Below are 21,604 nucleotides of genomic sequence, written 5' to 3'. Positions count from 1 at the left end.
AATATTGGAACCTACATCAATCAATTGCCGTTCTGGTTATTTCGATGGATTGCCCAACATTTTACGCGCTTGCTCGCCGCCAACACCACGGTTAACGGAGACTCGTCTACCTTTTTTCAAGCCCACTTCGTAGTCTTCGGTTAGGTTTTTCATCGCTTCTTTCAGTTGCTTCTTGAAGGTTTCGCGGTCAATGTTTTGGAATTCTTTATCAATATAATCATTGATTTTGTTGGCCGACTCTTCGTCTGGAGAAATGACGGGAAGTTTCTCTATCGCGCCCTCTACCCAGCCAGATACAAATGAGTTCACGCGGCGAGTCACTTCTTGAGAAGAGGTGCCCGTACCTGCGAAACTATTTCGGAATTGTCCGGTACTTTCGTTCATCTCGCGATAAATAATATCGAAAGCAAATGCAGCAAAAATCGCGCGATCTGCTTCACCGATAAACTCGACACGTTTGAGCCCTTTGTGATTCAACAACACCGCTTCAACACCGAATTTAGTGTTAATGCCGCGAATCACTCGCAATATGGTAGAACTGATATTCGCTGGTAGTAGGTGGGAAGACTGTGTTTTCCCCATTCTGATAAACTCAATATCGTCCTTATCCAGACCATATTTGAGCATGAGGCGATGTGCCATTTTGATAGCATTGGCAGCCTCATTAACATTCGCGGAATTGCCCAGTTCTAAGCACTTGGCGATTTTTTTCAGAGCTTTTTGTTTATCCATCGACAACCAGTAACGAAAGCAGAAAATTTATGAAGTCAGACATATTACCTTTTTTGACATAAAAACGAAATACAAGGTGGGAGTGAAGGTGGTTTATGGACATAAAAAGAAGCCCCGCGGAAGGCGAGGCTAGGCGTTTTAGTTCGTCATAATCAGTATGAAGTCGTACTTGTGTCTAAGAAGCCATTCTTCATTAAGATTAGTTGGAATTACAATCCGAGCTGGTTGAGTAAATCATCGGCGTCATCGTTTGAACTCGACGATTTAGATTCTTTCTCAGCCATATTTTTACGTGTTGCTTCTAAAATATCGTCTGGATTTTCGTCTTCTGCGATTTCAAACTCTTCTAGTTGGATGAACTCAGTTTTGTCCATCGCTAACTCCAGATAGAAAATGTTGTTATTTTCGGTGGAGAACGTCACTCGGCGAGCTTGAGGGCGGTCAAGGTTGGTATCCACTTGTAAGATGACTTGCTTATTCAGCGCCATCATTTTTGGCTGGTTTTGTGTGATGTTCGTTTGCAGCTCTTTACGAATTTTATTGGTGAAATCTCCAACCAGTTGGTTCATTAGCTCACCCAGAACATCTCCCACCTCGTCAGAAGTATGAGATATTGCCAGTTCTTCTTCTGGCATACCCATATTACGCATGTAGTTGGTGTAGATCTCTAATGCGGCTTTTGCCGTAAAATTAATTACGACCAGCCCGGTAAACCCGCCATCAAACAGAACAAAACAGCCAAAATCTGGCTTGAGGCTAGTCTTGTGGATTTTTTGCACCATTGCAGAGTAATTTACTTGAGAAGATGTCGCCGAGGTAAGGACGCCAGAAACAGACTGGCAAAGTTTGAGAAGGATATCTTCAGTGGTCACAATTTTATTTTTTTTCATTCTGAAAACTCATCTATAAACGCGATTCGTTCCCCAATGTAAGGCATCAAGCGTGAAAAAATAAAGCATAAGTTTAATTATTGTATCGAGATTCTGATTTGCTCGTCTTTTTAAATGTTGTAAAGTGACGAAATTCAAAGAATATTACTTCACTAACTCTTTTGTGGTGTTTTGTTTCGCTGAACGCCAACTTGTATGAGAAGTGAGCAAATAATTACATAACCCGCAGCTGATCGGATTCAGCGTCGTAGGGGCAGGAAGCAAATGTTACCAAGATTACACTCGCAAACTGATGTCGATCCTCTTGTTCTTAGTTTTCTGAAAGAGCTTGAGCACGCCGGATTCACTGGTGATATCGAAAGCCAATATTCAAGCCGACTAGCGGTTGCCACTGACAACAGTGTTTACCAGCAACTTCCTCAGTCTGTCGTCCATCCTAAAACGACAGAAGATGTTTCTCTCCTTGGGAAACTGAGCAATAAAGAAAAGTACGAACGAATTACCTTTTCACCTCGTGGTGGCGGCACAGGGACCAATGGTCAGTCGCTAACCAAAGGTATTGTGGTGGATATGTCTCGCCACATGAACAAAGTGCTTGAGATTAATGAGAAAGAAGGCTGGGTTCGTGTACAAACTGGTGTAGTGAAAGACCAGTTAAATGATGCGGTTCGCCCTTACGGTTACTTCTTCTCTCCAGACTTATCTACCAGTAACCGTGCAACGATTGGCGGAATGGTCAACACCGATGCTTCTGGTCAAGGTTCTCTGAAATACGGAAAAACATCCGATCATGTTTTGTCGCTACAAGCGGTGTTTGCTGATGGTTCAATTTTAGAGTCGGACTTGTCTCATGGTTACCCAAAAGAGGGCGAGTTTGCTGCCAAGGCGCTACGAGTAACGGAATCCGTATGTCGTGAAAAACGCCAGCAGATCGTGGATAAATTTCCTCCGCTCAACCGCTTTTTAACGGGGTACGATTTAAAAAATGCCTTGAATGAAGACGATGACCGTTTCGACATCACACGAGTGCTGTGTGGCGCGGAAGGTTCATTGGCATTTATTACCGAAGCGAAGCTAAATCTGACGCCAATTCCGAAAGCACGTACTTTGGTTAACGTTAAATACAACAGCTTTGACTCTGCGCTGCGTAATGCACCGTTGATGGTCGAAGCGAAAGCGCTATCTGTAGAAACCGTTGACTCGAAAGTGCTTAATCTCGCAAAGCAAGATATCGTCTGGCACACCGTGAGTGATTTGCTTACCGATGTTCCAAATAAAGAGATGCTTGGCATCAATATGGTGGAATATGCAGGTCAGGACGAAGAAGAAGTTGCTGCGCAGGTTGCAGCGCTGACCGCCAAGCTCGATACCATGCTGGAAACAGAAGAAGCGGGCATCATCGGTTACCAAGTCTGTAACGATGTAGCGAGTATCGGGCGTATTTACAACATGCGTAAAAAAGCGGTGGGTTTGTTAGGCGCAGCAAAAGGCCGCGCTAAACCGGTCGCATTCGCTGAAGATACCTGTGTGCCACCAGAAAACCTGGCAGACTTCATTGTAGAGTTTCGAGAGCTGTTAGACAGCAAGTCTCTGAATTACGGCATGTTTGGCCACGTCGATGCCGGGGTGCTTCACGTACGTCCTGCGTTGGATTTGTGTGACCCGCACCAAGAAGCATTGATGCACGAAGTTTCTGATGAAGTGGTTAAGCTGGTGGCGAAATACGGCGGTTTGATGTGGGGTGAACACGGCAAAGGTTTCCGTTCAGAATATGGCCCTGAGTTTTTCGGTGATGAGTTGTTTACTGAGCTGAGACGTGTGAAGGCGGCATTCGATCCACACAACAAAATGAACCCGGGCAAAATCTGTACGCCGCTTGATAGTGATGCAGAGTTAGTAAAAGTTACCGATACCAAACGTGGTTACTTCGATCGTCAGATTGACGTTCAAGTACGTGACAGCTTTAAGCAAGCGATGGAGTGTAACGGGAACGGTTTGTGTTTTAACTACGATACCAGCTCGCCAATGTGTCCATCGATGAAAGTAACAGCCGATCGTCGTCATTCACCCAAAGGTCGTGCGGGTTTGGTTCGCGAGTGGCTGCGTCAGCTTACTGAGCAAGGTATTGATATTCTTGACTTAGAAAAGCAAACGCTAGAAAACAAAACATCAATCAAAACCATGATTGACCGCGTACGTCATTCTATCAATCGTCGTCACGAATACGATTTCTCCCACGAAGTGTATGAAGCGATGAATGGTTGTTTAGCGTGTAAAGCGTGTGCGAGCCAGTGTCCGATTAAAGTCGACGTTCCGAGTTTCCGCTCACGCTTTTTAAACATTTATCACTCTCGTTACCAACGTCCAGCAAAAGATTATCTGGTTGCGAACATAGAGACTATGCTGCCGATGATGGCGAAAGCGCCAGGTGTCGTAAACGGTGTTTTGAAGCAGTCGTGGGTCAAGAGCTTAACGGCTTCAACAGTTGGGTATGTCGATGCGCCGTTGTTATCAGTACCTACATTGAAACAACGAGTAGAGTCGCTGACAACGCCTTATGATCTGCAAGTGCTCAGCGGTTTGTCTTCGTCTGAAAAGAGCAAGCATGTTTTAATTGTTCAAGACCCATTCACTAGCTACTACGACGCCGATGTTGTAGAAGACTTCGTTAAATTATTGAAAAAGCTGGGCATGCATCCGGTGCTTCTGCCATTTAAGCCGAATGGTAAAGCACAACACATTAAAGGGCTTTTACGTCAGTTTAAGGATACAGCAGCCGATACCGCGAAGTTTTTGGCGATGGTAGCGGATCTGGATATTCCTTTAGTTGGTGTCGATCCTGCATTGGTGCTGTGTTATCGAGATGAATACGCTGAAGTACTTGGCAGTAAGCGAGGTGATTTCGATGTACTAACGGCCCACGAATGGCTTTACCCAAGACTAGAAGCGTTTGAAAGCGGAGAGCATAAGGCGCAGGAACCTTGGTATCTGTTTGCGCACTGTACTGAAAAAACCAAAATGCCGAATGCGGAAAAAGAGTGGGGCGCTATTTTTGCTCACTTTGGTGCAGTTTTAAATACGGTTCCTGTTGGTTGTTGTGGTATGGCGGGTACGTTTGGTCACGAGGTCGATAAGTTGTCGATGTCGAAAGACATTTACAATTTAAGCTGGAAGCCAAGCTTAGATAAGTTAGATAACGAGAGATGTTTGATTACTGGCTACTCTTGCCGCAGCCAAGTGAAACGCTTTGAAGGAACAAAGCCCAAACATCCCGTTCAGGCGCTGTTAACTTTGATATAATCACATCAAATTAAGCCCAGTTTTACTGGGCTTTTTTAGAAGTCACATACAACAATTTCAAAGGATATGAATCTTGAGAAAACTTGAACTCAAAGTCCCACCTGTTGCGGTGTTTTTGTTGGTCATACTACTCATGTATGGACTGACAGTTCTGGTGCCGAGCCTGAATATTAGCGTGCCCTTTGTCGAGGTTGTGGTTGGCGGGTTAACTTTGCTCTCTGGTTATATGGGCATTGCTGGTGTGTATGAATTCCATAAAGTAAAAACGACGGTTAACCCTGTAAAGCCTGACACGGCCTCTTCCGTGGTGAGAACTGGCGTATTTTCTTTTTCGCGCAATCCGATGTATATGGCGCTACTGCTTCTAATCATTGCAATTGGTTTGTGGTGGCAGCACTTGAGTGTGGTGCTTTGTAGCGTTGTATTTGTCAGTTATATGAATCGATTTCAAATCAAGCCAGAGGAACGTGTTCTAGAGCGATTGTTTGGTGAAGAGTATGTGGATTATAAAAACCACGTCCGCCGCTGGATCTAAGCATTGCGTTTAGTTTTATTTGGATGAGACATAAAAAGAAAGCCCAACGATCGACGTTGGGCTTTCTTTTAGTAAACACGTTTTTTGAGCGCGTCTGATAGGGCAGTCGATTAGGCTGCCTTAACGAACTTTGCTAGGAATGCATCCTTACGTTCATTGAAACGGCGTACAAGATCGTCAACCGCTTCTTGGTCATATGGCTTCAAGCCGCTTGCAACCATGCGTTTGATGCCTTTGCCAACGACTTCACCGTCTTCTTTGAACGCAAAGTTTAAGGTGACTACCCCACGTTTGCCTTCCACGTCGAACGTTGCGCCAGTGAAATCCACTTCAGGATGCGTAAGGTCTAAGCGTGAAAATTCAACTTCCATGCTTTCATAAATAACTAATGGACGTTGGCAGTTGATCATCATTTGCTTCTCTTCCATAAGAGGAACCATGATGTGAGGGAAGTTCATGCCAGAGAATTGCACGTAATTTGTTACGACATGCTCAATAAATGCGGGATCGTGGTTAGTCTCACCTTCACGGGACATGTGTAAGTATTCTTTACCGGCCTCGTCAACAACGGCGCTTTCTTTTTCACACTTATTTTCAATATGAAGTGCTACACCATCGTTTACCATGCCAGAGAAGTTAAAACGCATCTTTTGGCTGACGCCTTCTTTACTAAGAAGCACTGCGAAAAGTAAGTCCCCAGGGACACAAAAGCGTTTGTTGTCTTCATCGTGGATTGGGTTGTAGTCACCTGCGACACGTTTTGCAAAGTGGCTTGCTTGTTCGCGAGTGAACTGAAACTGGTGATTAGTGTTTGAAAAATAAGGTGTTAGAAACATAATTTTTACGTAGTAACCAAAACTGTATGGGATTATATGCGAATATCTGCGTAGCAATGGTCCATCCAGTGAAAACTTCACCGTATCCTAACAATAAGACACTATTTCGGCGGATAAATCGTTAAAAACGCATACTTTAGCAACGCTTTTATTTGTGAAAGCAATAAACAGCGACTTTATTACGTCGGCTATTTTTAAAAGTATAGCAATAACAATATGCAGTGTTCATAAAGATCGCTAGGAATACGTTTAATGAGGAGATAAAAAAGCTCCACGCGAAACGTGGAGCCTTCAAATTATCATCCGGTTTTTAGATTAAGTGCTGGATTACTGAACACTTGGTAACAGACTCTCTGGCATAAGCGTGTTGTGGATAGCCAGCTTAAGCAGAGTATTCGCCTGTTCAATGTCCGGCGCAAAGTAACGATCTTTATCGTAGAACGATACTTTTTCACGCAACATTTGTTTGGCAATCTCGATACGCTCAGAAGACTTGTTTGGTGCTCTAAAGTCTAGGCCTTGTGCTGCTGAGAGGTATTCGACCGCCAGAATGCCGCGAGTGTTTTCTCCCATTTCTTTCAATCTGCGAGCCGCGAAGGTTGCCATTGAAACGTGATCTTCTTGGTTTGCTGATGTTGGCAAGCTGTCTACTGACGCTGGGTGAGCGAGCGTTTTGTTTTCGCTTGCTAGCGCAGCAGAGGTGACTTGGGCAATCATGAAACCAGAGTTCACACCACCATTATCGACTAAGAACGGTGGTAATTTTGATAATGCGCTATCGATAAGCAATGCCATACGACGTTCAGACAGGCTGCCGATCTCAGCAATCGCCAGTGCTAGGTTGTCAGCTGCCATTGCAACAGGCTCAGCGTGGAAGTTACCGCCAGAGATGATGTCGTCATCTTCAGCAAACACCAACGGGTTATCTGATACGGAGTTTGCTTCTACTTGCAATACTTCTGCAGCGTTGCGGATTTGCTGCAAACACGCCCCCATTACTTGAGGTTGACAGCGCAAAGAATACGGGTCTTGCACTTTTTCACAGTTAGTATGCGAATCACCAATGTCACTTGATGTATCCAATAGATGACGATAGGCCAGTGCAGCGTCCATTTGGCTGCGATGACCACGTACACGATGAATGCGCGGATCGAATGGACGTCGGCTGCCGAGAGCGGCTTCGACAGACATTGCCCCACATACTGTAGCCGAAGCGAAAAGATCTTCCGCGATAAACAGACCTTCTAATGCGAACGCCGTTGATGCCTGGGTACCATTTAGCAGCGCTAAACCTTCTTTCGGCGCCAGAGTTATGGGTTCTAGACCTGCGATTTTTAACGCTTCTTGCCCAGAAATGATATTACCGTTGTGACGAGCTTGTCCTTCACCTAGTAATACTGTGCTCATGTGGGCCAGAGGAGCTAAGTCACCTGATGCGCCAACAGAGCCCTTTTTAGGTACACAAGGGTAAACTTGTGCGTTAACTAGGTCGGTCAACATATTAATGACTTTTAGGCGAATCCCAGAAAAACCACGAGACAGACTATTGATTTTCAATACCATCATCAGACGAACCGTTTCGTCTGACATAAACTCACCGATGCCTGCTGCATGAGAAAGAACGATACTGCGTTGCAGTGTTTCTAAATCTTCCGGGGCTATTCGTGTGTTAGCCAATAGTCCAAAACCAGTGTTAATTCCGTAAACCGTTCTATCTTCCGCGATGACACGATCCACGACTTGCGTGCTTTCTTCAATGGCCGGAATGGCTTCAGGATCCAAAGTAAGGTTGACTGGTGAACGGCTCACTTGGCGTAGTTCGTTTAAGCTAATATGACCTGGCTTTAGCGTTAAATTTAACATCTCTTTCATCCTTACTTGAGCTTCTTCAGTTCTTCGTTGATCATTGGCAAATCTAGCCCTTGATCTGCTGCACATTGTTTAGCGATATCGTATCCCGCATCAGCATGACGCATCACGCCTGTTGCTGGGTCGTTATGCAGCACGCGGGCAATACGTTTTGAGGCATCTTCACTGCCGTCACAGCAGATAACCATACCTGAGTGTTGCGAGAAGCCCATACCTACGCCACCACCGTGGTGCAGTGAAACCCAAGTTGCGCCGCCCGCCGTGTTGAGTAGCGCGTTTAATAATGGCCAGTCTGATACGGCGTCAGAACCGTCCATCATACCTTCGGTTTCACGGTTCGGGCTTGCTACAGAGCCAGAGTCTAAGTGGTCACGACCAATGACAACGGGCGCCTTAAGTTCGCCATTTTTCACCATTTCATTGAATGCTTGACCAAGACGCTCACGATCTTTAAGACCAACCCAGCAAATACGTGCAGGTAAACCTTGGAACTGAATGCGCTCGCGCGCCATATCTAGCCAGTTATGTAAGTGTGGATTATCTGGAATTAGCTCTTTTACTTTTTGGTCGGTTTTATAGATATCCTCAGGATCGCCAGAGAGAGCGGCCCAGCGGAAAGGACCAATACCTTCGCAGAATAGAGGGCGAATGTAGGCTGGAACGAAGCCAGGGAAATCAAATGCGTTTTCTACGCCTTCTTCCAAGGCCATCTGGCGGATGTTGTTACCGTAGTCGAGTGTTGCGGCGCCGCGATTTTGTAGCTCTAACATGGCTTGAACTTGCACTGCCATGGATTTTTTGGCTGCTTTAACAACCATTGCTTCATCTTGCAAACGCATTTCTGCAGCGTGAGACATGCTCCAGCCTTGTGGTAAGTAGCCATTGAGAGGGTCGTGTGCAGATGTTTGGTCTGTTACTACATCAGGCGTGATATTACGTTCTACCAACTCAGAGAAAACGTCTGCTGCATTACCTAGTAGACCAACCGATACTGGTGTGTCCGATTCTTTGATGATAGCAAGCGCTTCATCTAAAGATGTCGCTTTCTTATCGACATAGCCTGTACGTAGGCGGTAATCGATACGCGATTCATCACACTCTACCGCAATCATGGAGAAGCCCGCCATCGTACCAGCTAGAGGCTGAGCACCACCCATACCACCAAGACCGCCAGTTAGAATCCATCGGCCTTTTGCTTCGCCGTCAAAGTGCTTTTTCGCAACAGACACGAATGTTTCGTATGTGCCTTGGACGATGCCTTGTGAGCCAATGTATATCCAGCTGCCAGCGGTCATTTGGCCGTACATCATCAAGCCTTGTTTATCGAGCTCGTTGAAGTGTTCCCAGTTTGCCCAATGAGGAACGAGGTTTGAGTTTGCGATAAGCACGCGTGGGGCGTTTTTATGGGTAGGGAAAACACCAACAGGCTTGCCTGATTGAACTAAAAGCGTTTGGTCATCTTCGAGTCTTTCAAGTACTTCAACAATCTTGTCGTAACATTCCCAGTTTCGTGCCGCACGGCCAATGCCGCCATATACAACCAGCGAATGTGGATGTTCTGCAACATCAGGATCGAGGTTGTTCATCAGCATACGAAGAGGGGCTTCGGTTAGCCAAGATTTTGCGCGCAGTTTATCTCCGTGAGGTGCACGAATTGTTCTGCTTGTATCAAGTCGTGGATCTTGTCCCTGGCGCTGTGTCATTTCAGACTCCTTTAGTTTCTCGTGATGACCAAGTACTTGCTTGGTCGTAATAATAAGTGGCATCTAGGATGCGTTATGGTTTGTGTTGCTTTTCCGCCATCGCGTTGGCGATATCCCAACACAAACGGGCAGCTAAGCGTGCAGTTTGACTATCGACGTCATAATTAGGGTTGTATTCGGCGATATCAGCCAGCATGAGCTTATTTTTGTAATGAAGAATTCGATCTAAAAATGGTGCAATTGTGTCGTAACTTACTCCTCGAGCCGCAGGGGCGCTGACCCCAGGTGCGGTTGCCGCAGGAAATACATCCAGATCAATGGTCAAATAGAGGTAATCACAGTCGTCAATAAAATGTTGAAGCTGAGTTAAGTGATAACTGTGGTTTAGGTAACAAAGCTGATTGTCTTCTACATACCAAACATTTAACGCATCTGCTTTTTCAAACAGCGCTTTAGTGTTGCTACTGCGGCTTACGCCAATGCAAGCGTAATGAAAGTCCCAATCATTGCGTTGGCAAAAATGATGAATTTGGTTGAAGGGAGTGCCAGAGCTTGGTTTGATGTCGGCGATGCTGCTCTCGAATGCGCGTAAATCGAAATGCGCATCGAAATTTATGATACCGATTTTAGGCTTCTTCTCTGGATAGTGCGCTTTAAAATACTCCGCTAAGCCGGAAAACGAGGCCCACGCAATCTCATGCCCGCCACCTAACACGATGACAGGCGTATGAGGTAGTGCGCTTGAAATGGTTGCCGCACATAGAGATTGGCTCTCTTCCAGTAAGTCGTCTTCGCACACCACGGTGCCTAAGTCATATAGTGGGACGTCTTGGTGCCATGCTAAATTAGCGAGTGCTCGTCGGATTAAATCTGGCGCTTTTTTCGCACCAATGCGTCCTTTGTTTCTGGCTACGCCAGCGTCGGTAGCAAAACCCAGTAATGAGACGCCATGCGCAACTGCCCCTAACTCATCTGCTTTCTGGCGTTGAACCACGTGATGAATTCGCTGACCAAGTTTGCCGTCCTCGGCATCATGACGGCCTTGCCAATGAAATAGGGGAGAGTGTAAGTCGAATTGAGACATATTATTGGCCTCCGTGTGAAATGTATTCACCATTTACTATACGACCTACCAGACGTTTTGCTCCGACTTGATAGCTTAAATCTGCAGGGCTTTCGATATCCCAGATAGAGAAGTCCGCATCAAACCCTACTTTGATTTCGCCACGTGAATTTTGATAACCTAGAGCTTTGGCTGCATGTTGCGTTACACCACGCAGTGCTTCTTGCGGTGTAAGGCGAAATAGTGTGCACGCCATATTCAGCATGAGTGTGAGATCAGAAAACGGTGATGTACCTGGGTTGACGTCCGTAGCAATTGCCATCGGCACGTTATGCTCTCTCAACAACTCAATCGGTGGTAACTGAGTTTCTCTTAGAAAATAAAAAGCGCCAGGCAGTAGAGTGGCGACAGTGTTTGATCGAGCAAGTGCTTTAACACCTTGCTCATCTAAAAACTCGATGTGATCCGCTGACAGACCGTTGTATTGCGCAGTGAGGGCTGTACCACCGAGATTCGAAAGTTGCTCTGTATGCCCTTTAACCTTTAAGCCGTGGCGTTTTGCAGCTACAAACACTTTTTCTGTTTGTTCAAGATTGAAACCAATCGATTCACAAAAAACATCGACACTTGTGGCTAATTCTTCCTTTGCGACAACAGGGATTATGTCCTGACAAATGTGCTCAATATAATCATCTGCACGGCCTTGGAACTCCGGCGGAATGGCGTGAGCGGCAAGAAGTGTAGTGGTGATTTTAACTTTGCGCTCTTGTTCAAGCATTTTGGCTGCACGGAGCATTTTTACTTCGTCATTCAGTGTCAATCCGTAGCCTGATTTCACTTCGACAGAAGTGACGCCGCTCGCGAGTAGCCCGTCTAAACGTGGCAACGCTAACTCAACTAATTGCGCTTCGGTTGCTGAACGCGTCGCATGCACCGTTGAAAGTATCCCACCGCCTTGTTTGGAAATTTCTTGATATGGCACGCCGTTTAAGCGCATTTCAAATTCGTTGGCACGATTGCCCGCATAAATAAGATGAGTGTGGCAGTCGATCAAACCTGGCAGAACTAACTTGCCTTGAAGGTCGATACTCTGAGCGTAATGTTGGGTAGACAGCAGAGACTCAGTTTGCGGTTCGTCTTCACCAATTGCACAGGTGCTGATCGCAACGATTTTTCCAGATTGAATGCCAATACGAGCAGGAGACGTTGGCAGATAACCGTGCTCTCCCGGTTGCATGGTGACCAGACGTGCGTTTTCAATCAGCAAATCCATGTTTGTGTCCCTGTGTTTATTTGTATCATTAAATGTATATACAAATAAATAGAGCAAAATAAGAACACTGACAAGATTGATGTTGCTAAAATGTGATCAAAACGTAGATCTATAGGACCAATCTTGTCATTAAATGAGCACTTTTGAGCTCAGCTTATATTTGTTACCAGGGTGATAAAGTAGGGCGGTACTGACTAACTTATCTTGGCTCCACGTTCTGCGATTCAAGAGAAGGCAAGGCTCATTGGCTTGCATTTTTAAGTCTTGCTTAATACGGCCGTCAGGCACAATTGCCTCTACGGTATGTTCAATAGCGCTGAGTGGGCAATTATCTGACAGGTATTGATTCGGAGTGATTTGTGTGAAGTCTTGATTTAAATAACTCGGGGCATATTGGCTGTTCACCCAGCGGAGTTCCAATTGAATAGGCGTTTGGTCTTCATAGTGAATGATTTCACTGTAAAACACCGTTGTGCCAAGCATGACGCCGAGTTTTGTCGCAATGCTGTCATCTGCTTTTATGGCAACTTGTTTGAGCACTTTACTGCTATATTGTCGCCCTCGGTCGCTGACTTCTTCGGCAATGTTTCGAATGTCTAACAGAGGAGATTCTGACTTTTCACCAGGATCACACACAAACGTACCTAAGCGTGGGCGACGTTGTAATCGGCCCTCATTAACTAAGTCCCGAATTGCTTTGTTCACTGTCATTCTACTGACACCAAATTGCTCGGTAAGCTCAATCTCTGTGGCGATACGATGACCGACTATCCACTCTCCAGAATCAATTTTATCGAGGATAAATTGTTTGATTTGAATGTAGAGTGGTGCAGACATAATGATTCCCTTTTATTTGACTATACAAATACTGCTTAATTTAGGTACAAATTGCAAACATTTCTCGACGAATGCACCACTTAGTGACAGAACAATCCTATTGTGGGGCTGAATGATTCTTGCTGCTGAGCATTATTTGGATTGATGATGGAATTCGAACATTTTCTTGTGGTCTATTGCTTGCAGAGTATAAAACAATTGTGTAAACAAACGATTATTAGAAGAAAAGTCGCTAAAAAGGAAAAACATGTTTAAAAAATTGAAAGCATCACTGGGGATTGGTTCTGCAAAAGTAGATACGATTTTAGACGAAATGAGCGTGTTTCAAGGAGCGACGCTGAAAGGGCATGTTCATATCAAAGGCGGAGACGTCGAACAACAAATTGATGCTATTACGATTAAATTGAACACAGAGATGAAAGTCGAAGTGGATGATAGCGTAAGTTACCAAACGTTCACTATTGATCAGCTGAAGGCGGTAGACCCCTTTGTGATTCAACCTAATGAAGAGAAGCAGGTTCCGTTTGAGCTAAAACTGCATGATGAAACGCCAATTACTGCGGTTAGCGCACTTAAGAATCAATGCCATGTTTGGGTTGAAACGACGTTAGATATTGATTTTGCGATTGACCCGCGTGACCGTGACTATATTGAAGTGAAACCACTACCAGTAGCATCTCGGGTTATTCAAGCGCTCGAGCAAGCTGGCTTCACTATGGTTAAAGCCGATGTTGAAAAAGGCTTTTTGCGCGGTGGCTCGTTTGCTTCTCGCTCTGGAATTTATCAAGAGCTAGAGTTCCGAAATAACGGCTTTATCTCATCAAAAGAAATTGAGCTTTCTTTTATTCTGGAAGGACAGGTCATGCATTGTTTGGCGGAGATTGACCGTTCGCTCAGCTTGGCTGGTGACCAATATCGCTCGTTTACGTTACCGATCAATGCAACTGATGCTCAAGTCGCTGCCGCGGTTGCACCAACGCTAAATCTATAGTTCTCATCAACTTGATGAGAATATGTACCGATATCCTATTGTGAAAGCGATATCGGTACTGTTATCCATGTTTCGTGCGTTCTCAACGGCTAAAAACTCAAGCGCGGAGTTTTCCATTAGATATCGATAGCCTAATACCAGTTCATTAGAGGCATCAGCAAACTCTGCGGGTCCTTCTGTTGAGCCTTGATACCAATGGTATTCAAACATCAGGTGGTGGTTATCTTCCAACGCATAACGGTACCCAGCTGCAACGGCAATCGTATTATGCCGATAGGGTAGATCCAGCAAGGCGCGATCATCTGAGCGAAAAGTCATGCCAACCATCGAGTAAAATGCATGGGCGTCACTCAAATAACTGTAATTTATTTGGAAGCCTTGCTCGAAATTACTGCCTTGAAAAGTCCCGTGAGCAACATCATTAAAATATAAGCTGCCACCAATAGATAGGCCGTGATGTTCATTCTGAAACACTTGATATTGCAAATAAGTAGATAAGTTGTTGGCAAGCGTTTGTCCTTCGAAATCATCTTCTAGCACATCATATTGCGGCATTGATATGTAAAAACGATCTCTGTCTACTTTGTCTCGGCCATTCTGTCCGATACCGAAAAGGTTATGGAAGCTTTTAGTCAGTCCATCTAAATGGTTATCAGCGGCAAAAACCCACCGATAATTGAGTTCCCATTGCCAACTGCTATTGATTTGCCACTTGCTGCCAATTTCGATTTGGTTGTGGTAATAATCCAGTGCGTATTCATCAGTATGAGCCCAAACACTGGCCACGGTTCCTGAGCCATAGGTTTCGACAAAATCAGAGGGAAGGCTATGCCCTGAGCGCAGTATATTGGTATGGCTAACCACTTGCATCGGAGATTGTGCGTAAGAACGTAGCGGCCCATACAGGTCATTTGATGCCATGGCTGGTACACAGCATATTGAAGTGCTTAGAATCCCCATAAAGCGCGATTTGAAATAGATCATGATGAACACCTACATGCAAACTACTCAATAAAACAACTATATACCTAAATTGCACTTTGAGGTGGAACTAGGTGTGCTGGGTCCTGTGTTAGTTAATATGTATTAGGAACTATTATACCAGTTGTGTATTCAAGTTCTATTGGGAGGGGGGAACTCTGCTTACAAGTGATGTGAGCCCTTAAGAAGAATCATCAGATTGTTGCCACGAGGGTTGAGGTTAAGTTCTTATGATAAAACAAAATCGCGCTTTGCAATCTAAATGTGAGCTAGGTACAATCCCACTTTCGATAACGGTCCGGTATTCGTGTTACCGAGAGGCCTTTATTGACTCTCAACTATTTTCAACAAATAGCTTCTAATTTGAATAACATGTGTTGCTTGGTGTGCAACACCACTGTAAAGGACATAGCATGCCTATTATTACTCTTCCTGACGGCAGTCAGCGTCAATTTGACAACCCAGTTTCTACTATGGAAGTTGCGCAATCGATCGGTCCTGGTCTTGCAAAAGCAACGATCGCTGGTCGTGTAAACGGTAACCGCGTTGATGCGTGTGACCTAATTGAAGAAGACGCAAGCCTTGAAATCATCACCGTAAAAGATGAAGTAGACGGTTTAGAAATCGTTCGTCACTCTTGTGCTCACCTTCTTGGTCACGCTCTTAAGCAGCTTTACCCACAAGCTAAAATGGCGATTGGTCCAACCATCGACAACGGCTTCTACTACGATATCGACCTAGATGAGTCTCTAACGCAAGAAGATCTTGAAAAGATTGAAAAGCGTATGAAAGAGCTAGCGAAAACCAAGTACGAAGTTGTTAAGAAAAAAGTAAGCTGGCAGGAAGCGCGTGATACGTTTGAATCACGTGGCGAACCATACAAAGTGGAAATCCTAGACGAAAACGTATCTCGTGATGATCGTCCAGGTCTTTACCACCATGAAGAATACATCGACATGTGTCGTGGTCCTCACGTTCCTAACATGAGCTTCTGTCAACACTTCACCCTATTGAATGTGGCAGGTGCTTACTGGCGTGGTAACAGCGACAATAAAATGCTTCAACGTATCTACGGTACGGCTTTCCACGATAAGAAAGCACTGAAAGCGCATCTAACTCGCCTAGAAGAAGCGGCGAAGCGTGACCACCGTAAGATTGGTAAGCAACTAGACCTATTCCACATGCAGCAAGAAGCACCGGGTATGGTGTTCTGGCATCACAATGGTTGGTCTATCTTCCGTGATCTAGAAGTATTCATCCGCGCTAAGCTAGATGAGTACGGTTACCAAGAAGTAAAAGGTCCGCTAATGATGGACCGTGTTCTTTGGGAACGCTCAGGTCACTGGGATAAATACGCTGATGCAATGTTCACAACTTCTTCTGAGAACCGTGAATACGCAATTAAGCCAATGAACTGTCCAGGTCACGTACAGATCTTCAACCAAGGTCTAAAATCGTACCGCGACCTACCGCTACGCATGGCAGAGTTCGGCTCATGTCACCGTAACGAACCATCTGGTGCACTGCACGGCATTATGCGTGTACGTGGCTTTACTCAGGATGATGCTCACATTTTCTGTACTGAGAGCCAAATCCAAGAAGAAGTAACAAACTGCATCAAGATGGTGTACGATACGTACCAAACATTTGGTTTCGACAACATCGTAGTGAAACTGTCTACTCGTCCAGAGAAACGTGTAGGTTCAGATGAAATCTGGGATCAATCTGAAGAAGCATTGAAGCAGTCTCTTGAATCGATGGATATCCCATACGAAATTCAAGAAGGTGAGGGTGCGTTCTACGGTCCTAAGATTGAATTCACACTATACGATTGTCTAGACCGCGCTTGGCAGTGTGGTACTGTCCAGCTAGACTTCAACCTACCAGGTCGCCTAGGCGCTACTTATGTAGGTGAAAATAACGAACGTCTTGTACCGGTAATGATTCACCGTGCGATTCTAGGTTCACTAGAGCGCTTCATTGGTATCCTTATCGAAGAATATGCTGGTTTCTTCCCAACTTGGTTGGCGCCAGAACAAGCAGTTCTTATGAACATTACTGATAAACAGTCAGGTTATGTTCAAGAAATAGTACAAAAACTACAAAAAAGTGGAATTAGAGCTAAAGCGGACTTGAGAAATGAGAAGATTGGCTTTAAAATCCGCGAACATACTTTGAAGCGTGTACCGTATATGCTTGTTGTTGGTGACCAAGAAATGGAAGCTGGCGAAATTGCAGTACGTACTCGTAAAGGTAAAGATCTTGGTAAATTTAAAGTGGATGATTTTATTGCATACATCCAAGACGAGATCTCTAGCCGTAAGCTCAATCTGGAGGAATAAGCTATTAAAGGCGGAAGACGTGGCCAACAGCCGGTAAAACAAAACCCGCACCGTATCAACGGTGAAATTCGTGGTATTCGTGAAGTTCGACTAACAGGCGCTGACGGTGAATCAGTTGGTGTTGTATCGATTCAAGAAGCCATTGCAGCTGCTGAAGAAGCTGGTATGGATCTCGTTGAGATCAGTCCTAACGCCGAGCCACCTGTTTGTCGTGTGATGGACTATGGTAAGTTCCTCTTCGAGAAGAGCAAAACTGCTAAAGAGCAGAAGAAGAAGCAAAAGCAGGTCCAGATCAAGGAAGTAAAATTCCGTCCTGGAACTGATATTGGAGACTATCAGGTAAAACTACGCAACCTGACGCGTTTCCTTGAAGAAGGCAACAAAGTGAAGGTAACAATTCGCTTCCGTGGCCGAGAGATGGCACACCAAGACATCGGTGTTGACGTTCTAAATCGTCTTAAGGAAGATACTGCAGAACTTGCTGTAGTTGAATCTTTCCCTAAGAAGATTGAAGGTCGCCAGATGATCATGGTGCTAGCCCCTAAAAAGAAGTAATTAACGGCTCATCAAGTAATTAAAACCTAGCCGCTTTCCTTTCGATAAAGGCATAACGGCTGGGTTTTGTTCGCCCTAATTACGTTGTTTATTAAACCTACTCAATGCGGAGTTATTCATCATGCCTAAGATGAAAACCAACAAAGGTGCTGCTAAGCGTTTTAAGAAAACTGCTGGTGGTATTAAGTACAAGCACGCTACAAAACGTCACATCCTGACTAAGCGTACTACTAAGAACAAGCGTCAACTACGTCCGAATGCAATCCTTCCAAAATGTGAAGTGGCTGCAGTAATCCGTATGTTGCCATACGCTTAATTCTTTTTAGTTATCAATCGTTTAGTTTAGGAGAAGCATAATGCCTCGCGTAAAACGTGGTGTACAAGCTCGTGCACGTCATAAGAAAGTTCTAAAACAAGCTAAAGGTTACTACGGTGCGCGTTCACGTGTTTACCGCGTAGCTTTCCAAGCAGTTACTAAAGCTGGTCAATACGCTTACCGTGACCGTCGCGCTAAGAAACGTCAATTCCGTCAACTATGGATTGCACGTATCAATGCGGCATCTCGTCAAAATGGTCTATCTTACAGCCGTTTCATCAACGGTCTTAAGAAAGCATCTATCGAGATCGACCGTAAGATCCTTGCGGACATCGCAGTATTCGACAAAGCTGCATTTGCAGTTCTAGTTGAAAAAGCGAAAGCTGCTCTTTAATTAGCAGTTTAGGATTAAGAGAAGGAGAGCATTAGCTCTCCTTTTTTATTGCTAAAATATATACCCAAATATTTTTCAGTTTTTCCATTCAGAATCTTGTCTATCAGTCTTCCCGATTTGATTAGTGATCGCTGCTCTATTGGTAATAAAATGGCTTGGGTATATATTTTACGTTTATAAGGGACTAAAAATGATCTACACAACGACAGAAAGCATTCCGGGCAAGCAGATCTCTGAAATAAGAGGGGTTGTAACTGGCAATGTTGTTCAATCAAAACACATCGGTCGTGACCTCATGGCGGGTATCAAAAGCATTGTTGGCGGCGAAATTCGCGGTTACACGGAAATGATGACCGACGCGCGTGATATAGCTATACAGCGCATGGTAGCAGATGCTGAATCTAAAGGTGCCGATGCAATTGTAGGGATTCGATTTACCACAAGCTCAATCGTAGATGGTTCTTCGGAAATTTTGGCATTTGGTACTGCAGTGAAACTGGCGGACTAGTCTACTTGAATAGCATTGCAAAAATGCTAACAGAGAGCGGTGAATTATTATGCATTTACCGTTCTGTTCCTTTTAGGTTAATTATTCTAGATTTTTGCAGAGCGAATAGGTTTATATTCTCAACTCTACGTTACTATTAAAATTAATTGCGATAATTTAGAGTAATTGCTTCACTTTTGTTTTGTGTATCATTTTATATTCATAATGAAATTGAATTCATATTGAATTTTCCATTTATTTTGTGAATTTTGATTTCGATATATTAATTCATATTTTTCTTATAAAAATATGAACTTATACCTTGCCAAGCGGTTCTAAATTGTTACAAATACTATACAGCTGTAACATTGCCAAAAGGAATTGTAGATGAGAGATCTGACTCCCGAATACTTGCTAGCCGCATTACGCCAAGCGATTAAAACAAAAGGGCTAACATATCGAGAGCTATCTGAGAAAATGGGCATGCCGCTGTCCACTTTTAAGAGACACTTAACAAGCACAAATCTCGCTTTGGATAAACTGCTTGAATATTGTAGAGCTGTTGATTGCACGTTAGATGAACTACAAAAGCTTGCGAATCAATTACAAGGCGAAGACGAGGATTACTTTAGCCGTACGCAAGATGAAGTTTTTTTTCAATTTCCCCATCTTTACGATTTTTATCGTGAATTGAGAATGCTGCGAGGCAAAGATGGATATTCCATTTTAAAGAAAAAGTATGATTTGTCTGAGCAGAGCATGTCTGATTACCTAAAAGCTTTGGAGTTATTGGATCTTGTTTACGTTGATGAAGATAAAAATATAACGTTGCACGGGCCGTTATATTACAGCTATGCAGAAAACTCCAAGCTCAATGATAAATATACGGAAATCATAAAAGAACAGACAACAACCCACGATAAATGCGTTCGTGTGGCTTTGGCACGCATGAAAATTACCGAAGAGCAGCTTTTGCAATTGGAAGATCAAGTCGCAAAAACGGTTATCGATTTTCATTCCCAAAATGTTGTGGCAGAGAACTTCAACGTCTCTGATTTTACTAATATTGTTCTACTTGCAGGGCCACATCAACCAGTCACATTCTCTGATGGAATTATCGAGACAGAAGGGCGATTTATTGACGATATTCGTTATGCCATTGCATCTGCAGGTGATAAACCAAGCCTCTCGATTTAGAAATTCAGTCTTTTACTTAAAGAGAATCGCTTTCTCACTATGTTATTGAGTTTTGTAGCTCTAATATTGAAAGGAAGCAGTAAAAGAAAAGCCCAAGACAGAGCACACTATTGTAAATAGAGCATCTATCAGTTGCTGTTTTGAATCCAAACTTTAAGTGTTTTGGGCTTTTTTGAATCACATCATTTCAATATCACTCGTTGTCCAATTTTTAAGGTTCTGATTTTTGGGGTTATTTTCCCGTACTCCACTCTAGCCTTTCCTTACAATCAAATCATTCTCGCTGAACCAAGCATCTTGATGTTACTTGGTTATATATAATTAAAGCTTATTTTTCGATTAGCTATAAATTCATACTTGCAATGTTTGTTTTTTGATCTATTATGACGAAGTGTCATTTGTGACGGTTCGTCAAATTTAGTGGCGTTCCTGTATTCAAGAATCGTGTTACAATTATTGGGAGTGTGTTGGTATACGGATCAAAGGATTATGTTTAACTTTCGCTGTAAAAAAGATAGCAAGCAAGACGGATGTCGTACGTCTTCAGGGCTAACTAAAAAACAACAGGCGATTGCTGATCGTGAAATAGAGCTTATTCAATTGGCTAAGTCTCTGGTTCAAGAGCAAGGCTTTGCCAACTTAACGATGGACAAGCTCACAGCGGCAAGCCCTTACTCGAAGGGAACGATCTACAATCATTTTTGCAGCAAAGAAGATGTGATTCTTGCGCTTTGTATTCACTCGCTGAGAAGCGAGGCAATATTTTTCGAACGTACCGCTAAGTTCAATGGCAATACCAGAGAAAAAATCATTGCTATGCATGTAGGTTATCGTATTTACGCTCGTATGGAGCCTGTACTATCAACCTGTGCGATTGTTGCAAAGACGCCTTGGGTCCTAGAGAAAGCTTCGCCTAAGCGTGTGAATGAATTGAACAACTTAGAAGAACAAGTAATAGATGGTGCTGATGCGTTGGTGAATAATGCGGTGGAATGTGGAGACCTTAAGTTCTCTCCCGCAATTGGTTCTGATGCCATCGTATTTGCTAACTGGTCTATTGCCTTCGGTTCAAACGCTCTAGCGCAAAATGCATCGAACAGTCGATGTATTCAGCGAATTCAAGATCCATTCTCAGTACTGCATAACGCGAATATGTTACTTGATGGTTTAGGGTGGTCACCTTTATCGACAGAGTGGGATTACCGTAAAACGTGGCGTCGAGTGGAACAGGAATTGTTCAGCGAAGAGCTTGCTTATTTAGAGTCTGTGAATCGCTAATCGTTATAGAGGCCATCTAATATTT

Annotated in this window: 19 protein-coding genes; 10 read left to right on the top strand and 9 right to left on the bottom strand. The window is 44.0% G+C overall.

Annotated features, from left to right (window positions below):
* Positions 1-36 precede the first annotated feature (36 nt).
* The gene (locus EX191_RS03910; protein WP_005395879.1) at positions 37-732 is read right to left on the bottom strand and encodes a DUF2786 domain-containing protein; all 696 of its coding nucleotides are present in this window, start codon (positions 730-732) and stop codon (positions 37-39) included.
* 209 nt (positions 733-941) lie between these two features.
* Positions 942-1,622, bottom strand: coding sequence for a DUF3334 family protein (locus tag EX191_RS03905; protein WP_006742601.1), 681 nt, complete (start codon positions 1,620-1,622; stop codon positions 942-944).
* Positions 1,623-1,886: 264 nt separating this feature from the next.
* Between EX191_RS03905 and ydiJ the strand changes: the two genes are divergently transcribed.
* Positions 1,887-4,922 (top strand): D-2-hydroxyglutarate dehydrogenase YdiJ, encoded by a 3,036-nt coding sequence (ydiJ, locus tag EX191_RS03900; RefSeq protein ID WP_193447175.1) that lies wholly within the window; start codon positions 1,887-1,889, stop codon positions 4,920-4,922.
* A 73-nt stretch (positions 4,923-4,995) separates the two neighbouring features.
* On the top strand, positions 4,996-5,457 hold the full coding sequence (locus EX191_RS03895) for a methyltransferase family protein (RefSeq protein ID WP_053807257.1): 462 nt from the start codon (positions 4,996-4,998) through the stop codon (positions 5,455-5,457).
* A gap of 110 nt (positions 5,458-5,567) precedes the next feature.
* Here EX191_RS03895 and EX191_RS03890 read toward each other — a convergent pair whose 3' ends face one another.
* From EX191_RS03890 to hutC, 6 genes are all read right to left on the bottom strand, one after another.
* Positions 5,568-6,293, bottom strand: coding sequence for a DUF3581 domain-containing protein (locus EX191_RS03890; protein WP_005395883.1), 726 nt, complete (start codon positions 6,291-6,293; stop codon positions 5,568-5,570).
* Positions 6,294-6,620: 327 nt separating this feature from the next.
* Entirely contained in the window at positions 6,621-8,156 is a 1,536-nt protein-coding gene (hutH, locus tag EX191_RS03885; protein ID WP_012841910.1) for a histidine ammonia-lyase, read from the bottom strand.
* A gap of 11 nt (positions 8,157-8,167) precedes the next feature.
* Entirely contained in the window at positions 8,168-9,865 is a 1,698-nt protein-coding gene (gene hutU, locus EX191_RS03880; protein ID WP_193447174.1) for a urocanate hydratase, read from the bottom strand.
* A gap of 73 nt (positions 9,866-9,938) precedes the next feature.
* Positions 9,939-10,949 carry a formimidoylglutamase gene (gene hutG, locus EX191_RS03875; protein ID WP_085343159.1) on the bottom strand — a complete coding sequence of 337 codons (1,011 nt, stop codon included), beginning with the start codon at positions 10,947-10,949 and terminating at the stop codon, positions 9,939-9,941.
* Position 10,950: 1 nt separating this feature from the next.
* Positions 10,951-12,201, bottom strand: a complete 1,251-nt coding sequence (gene hutI / locus EX191_RS03870; RefSeq protein ID WP_193447173.1) for an imidazolonepropionase — start codon at positions 12,199-12,201, stop codon at positions 10,951-10,953.
* 129 nt (positions 12,202-12,330) lie between these two features.
* Positions 12,331-13,038 carry a histidine utilization repressor gene (gene hutC, locus EX191_RS03865; RefSeq protein ID WP_005395889.1) on the bottom strand — a complete coding sequence of 236 codons (708 nt, stop codon included), beginning with the start codon at positions 13,036-13,038 and terminating at the stop codon, positions 12,331-12,333.
* 247 nt (positions 13,039-13,285) lie between these two features.
* Between hutC and EX191_RS03860 the strand changes: the two genes are divergently transcribed.
* A complete protein-coding gene (locus EX191_RS03860; protein ID WP_193447172.1) occupies positions 13,286-14,029 on the top strand; it encodes a sporulation protein in 744 nt (247 codons plus the stop codon).
* 6 nt (positions 14,030-14,035) lie between these two features.
* On the opposite strand, the gene EX191_RS03855 is transcribed toward EX191_RS03860, so the two are convergent.
* Positions 14,036-15,013 (bottom strand): DUF3187 family protein, encoded by a 978-nt coding sequence (locus EX191_RS03855; protein ID WP_193447171.1) that lies wholly within the window; start codon positions 15,011-15,013, stop codon positions 14,036-14,038.
* Between the two features lie 410 nt (positions 15,014-15,423).
* Here EX191_RS03855 and thrS point away from each other — a divergent pair, with 410 nt between their 5' ends.
* From thrS to EX191_RS03820, 7 genes are all read left to right on the top strand, one after another.
* The gene (gene thrS, locus EX191_RS03850; protein ID WP_005395892.1) at positions 15,424-17,352 is read left to right on the top strand and encodes a threonine--tRNA ligase; all 1,929 of its coding nucleotides are present in this window, start codon (positions 15,424-15,426) and stop codon (positions 17,350-17,352) included.
* A 3-nt stretch (positions 17,353-17,355) separates the two neighbouring features.
* A complete protein-coding gene (infC, locus tag EX191_RS03845) occupies positions 17,356-17,907 on the top strand; it encodes a translation initiation factor IF-3 (RefSeq protein WP_074191168.1) in 552 nt (183 codons plus the stop codon).
* 121 nt (positions 17,908-18,028) lie between these two features.
* On the top strand, positions 18,029-18,223 hold the full coding sequence (rpmI, locus tag EX191_RS03840; RefSeq protein WP_005377932.1) for a 50S ribosomal protein L35: 195 nt from the start codon (positions 18,029-18,031) through the stop codon (positions 18,221-18,223).
* Positions 18,224-18,263: 40 nt separating this feature from the next.
* Positions 18,264-18,617, top strand: coding sequence for a 50S ribosomal protein L20 (gene rplT / locus EX191_RS03835; protein WP_004727974.1), 354 nt, complete (start codon positions 18,264-18,266; stop codon positions 18,615-18,617).
* Between the two features lie 190 nt (positions 18,618-18,807).
* Positions 18,808-19,125, top strand: a complete 318-nt coding sequence (locus EX191_RS03830; RefSeq protein WP_005377919.1) for a heavy metal-binding domain-containing protein — start codon at positions 18,808-18,810, stop codon at positions 19,123-19,125.
* Positions 19,126-19,491: 366 nt separating this feature from the next.
* Complete coding sequence (locus tag EX191_RS03825) at positions 19,492-20,301, top strand: helix-turn-helix domain-containing protein (RefSeq protein ID WP_046874836.1); 810 nt, start codon at positions 19,492-19,494, stop codon at positions 20,299-20,301.
* Between the two features lie 489 nt (positions 20,302-20,790).
* Positions 20,791-21,579 (top strand): TetR/AcrR family transcriptional regulator, encoded by a 789-nt coding sequence (locus tag EX191_RS03820; RefSeq protein WP_005395898.1) that lies wholly within the window; start codon positions 20,791-20,793, stop codon positions 21,577-21,579.
* The last annotated feature ends 25 nt before the right edge of the window (positions 21,580-21,604 follow it).

The sequence above is a fragment of the Vibrio chemaguriensis genome (assembly GCF_012275705.1).
GTDB classification, from domain to species: domain Bacteria; phylum Pseudomonadota; class Gammaproteobacteria; order Enterobacterales; family Vibrionaceae; genus Vibrio; species Vibrio diabolicus.
This window is presented reverse-complemented; position numbering and strand designations above follow the sequence as displayed.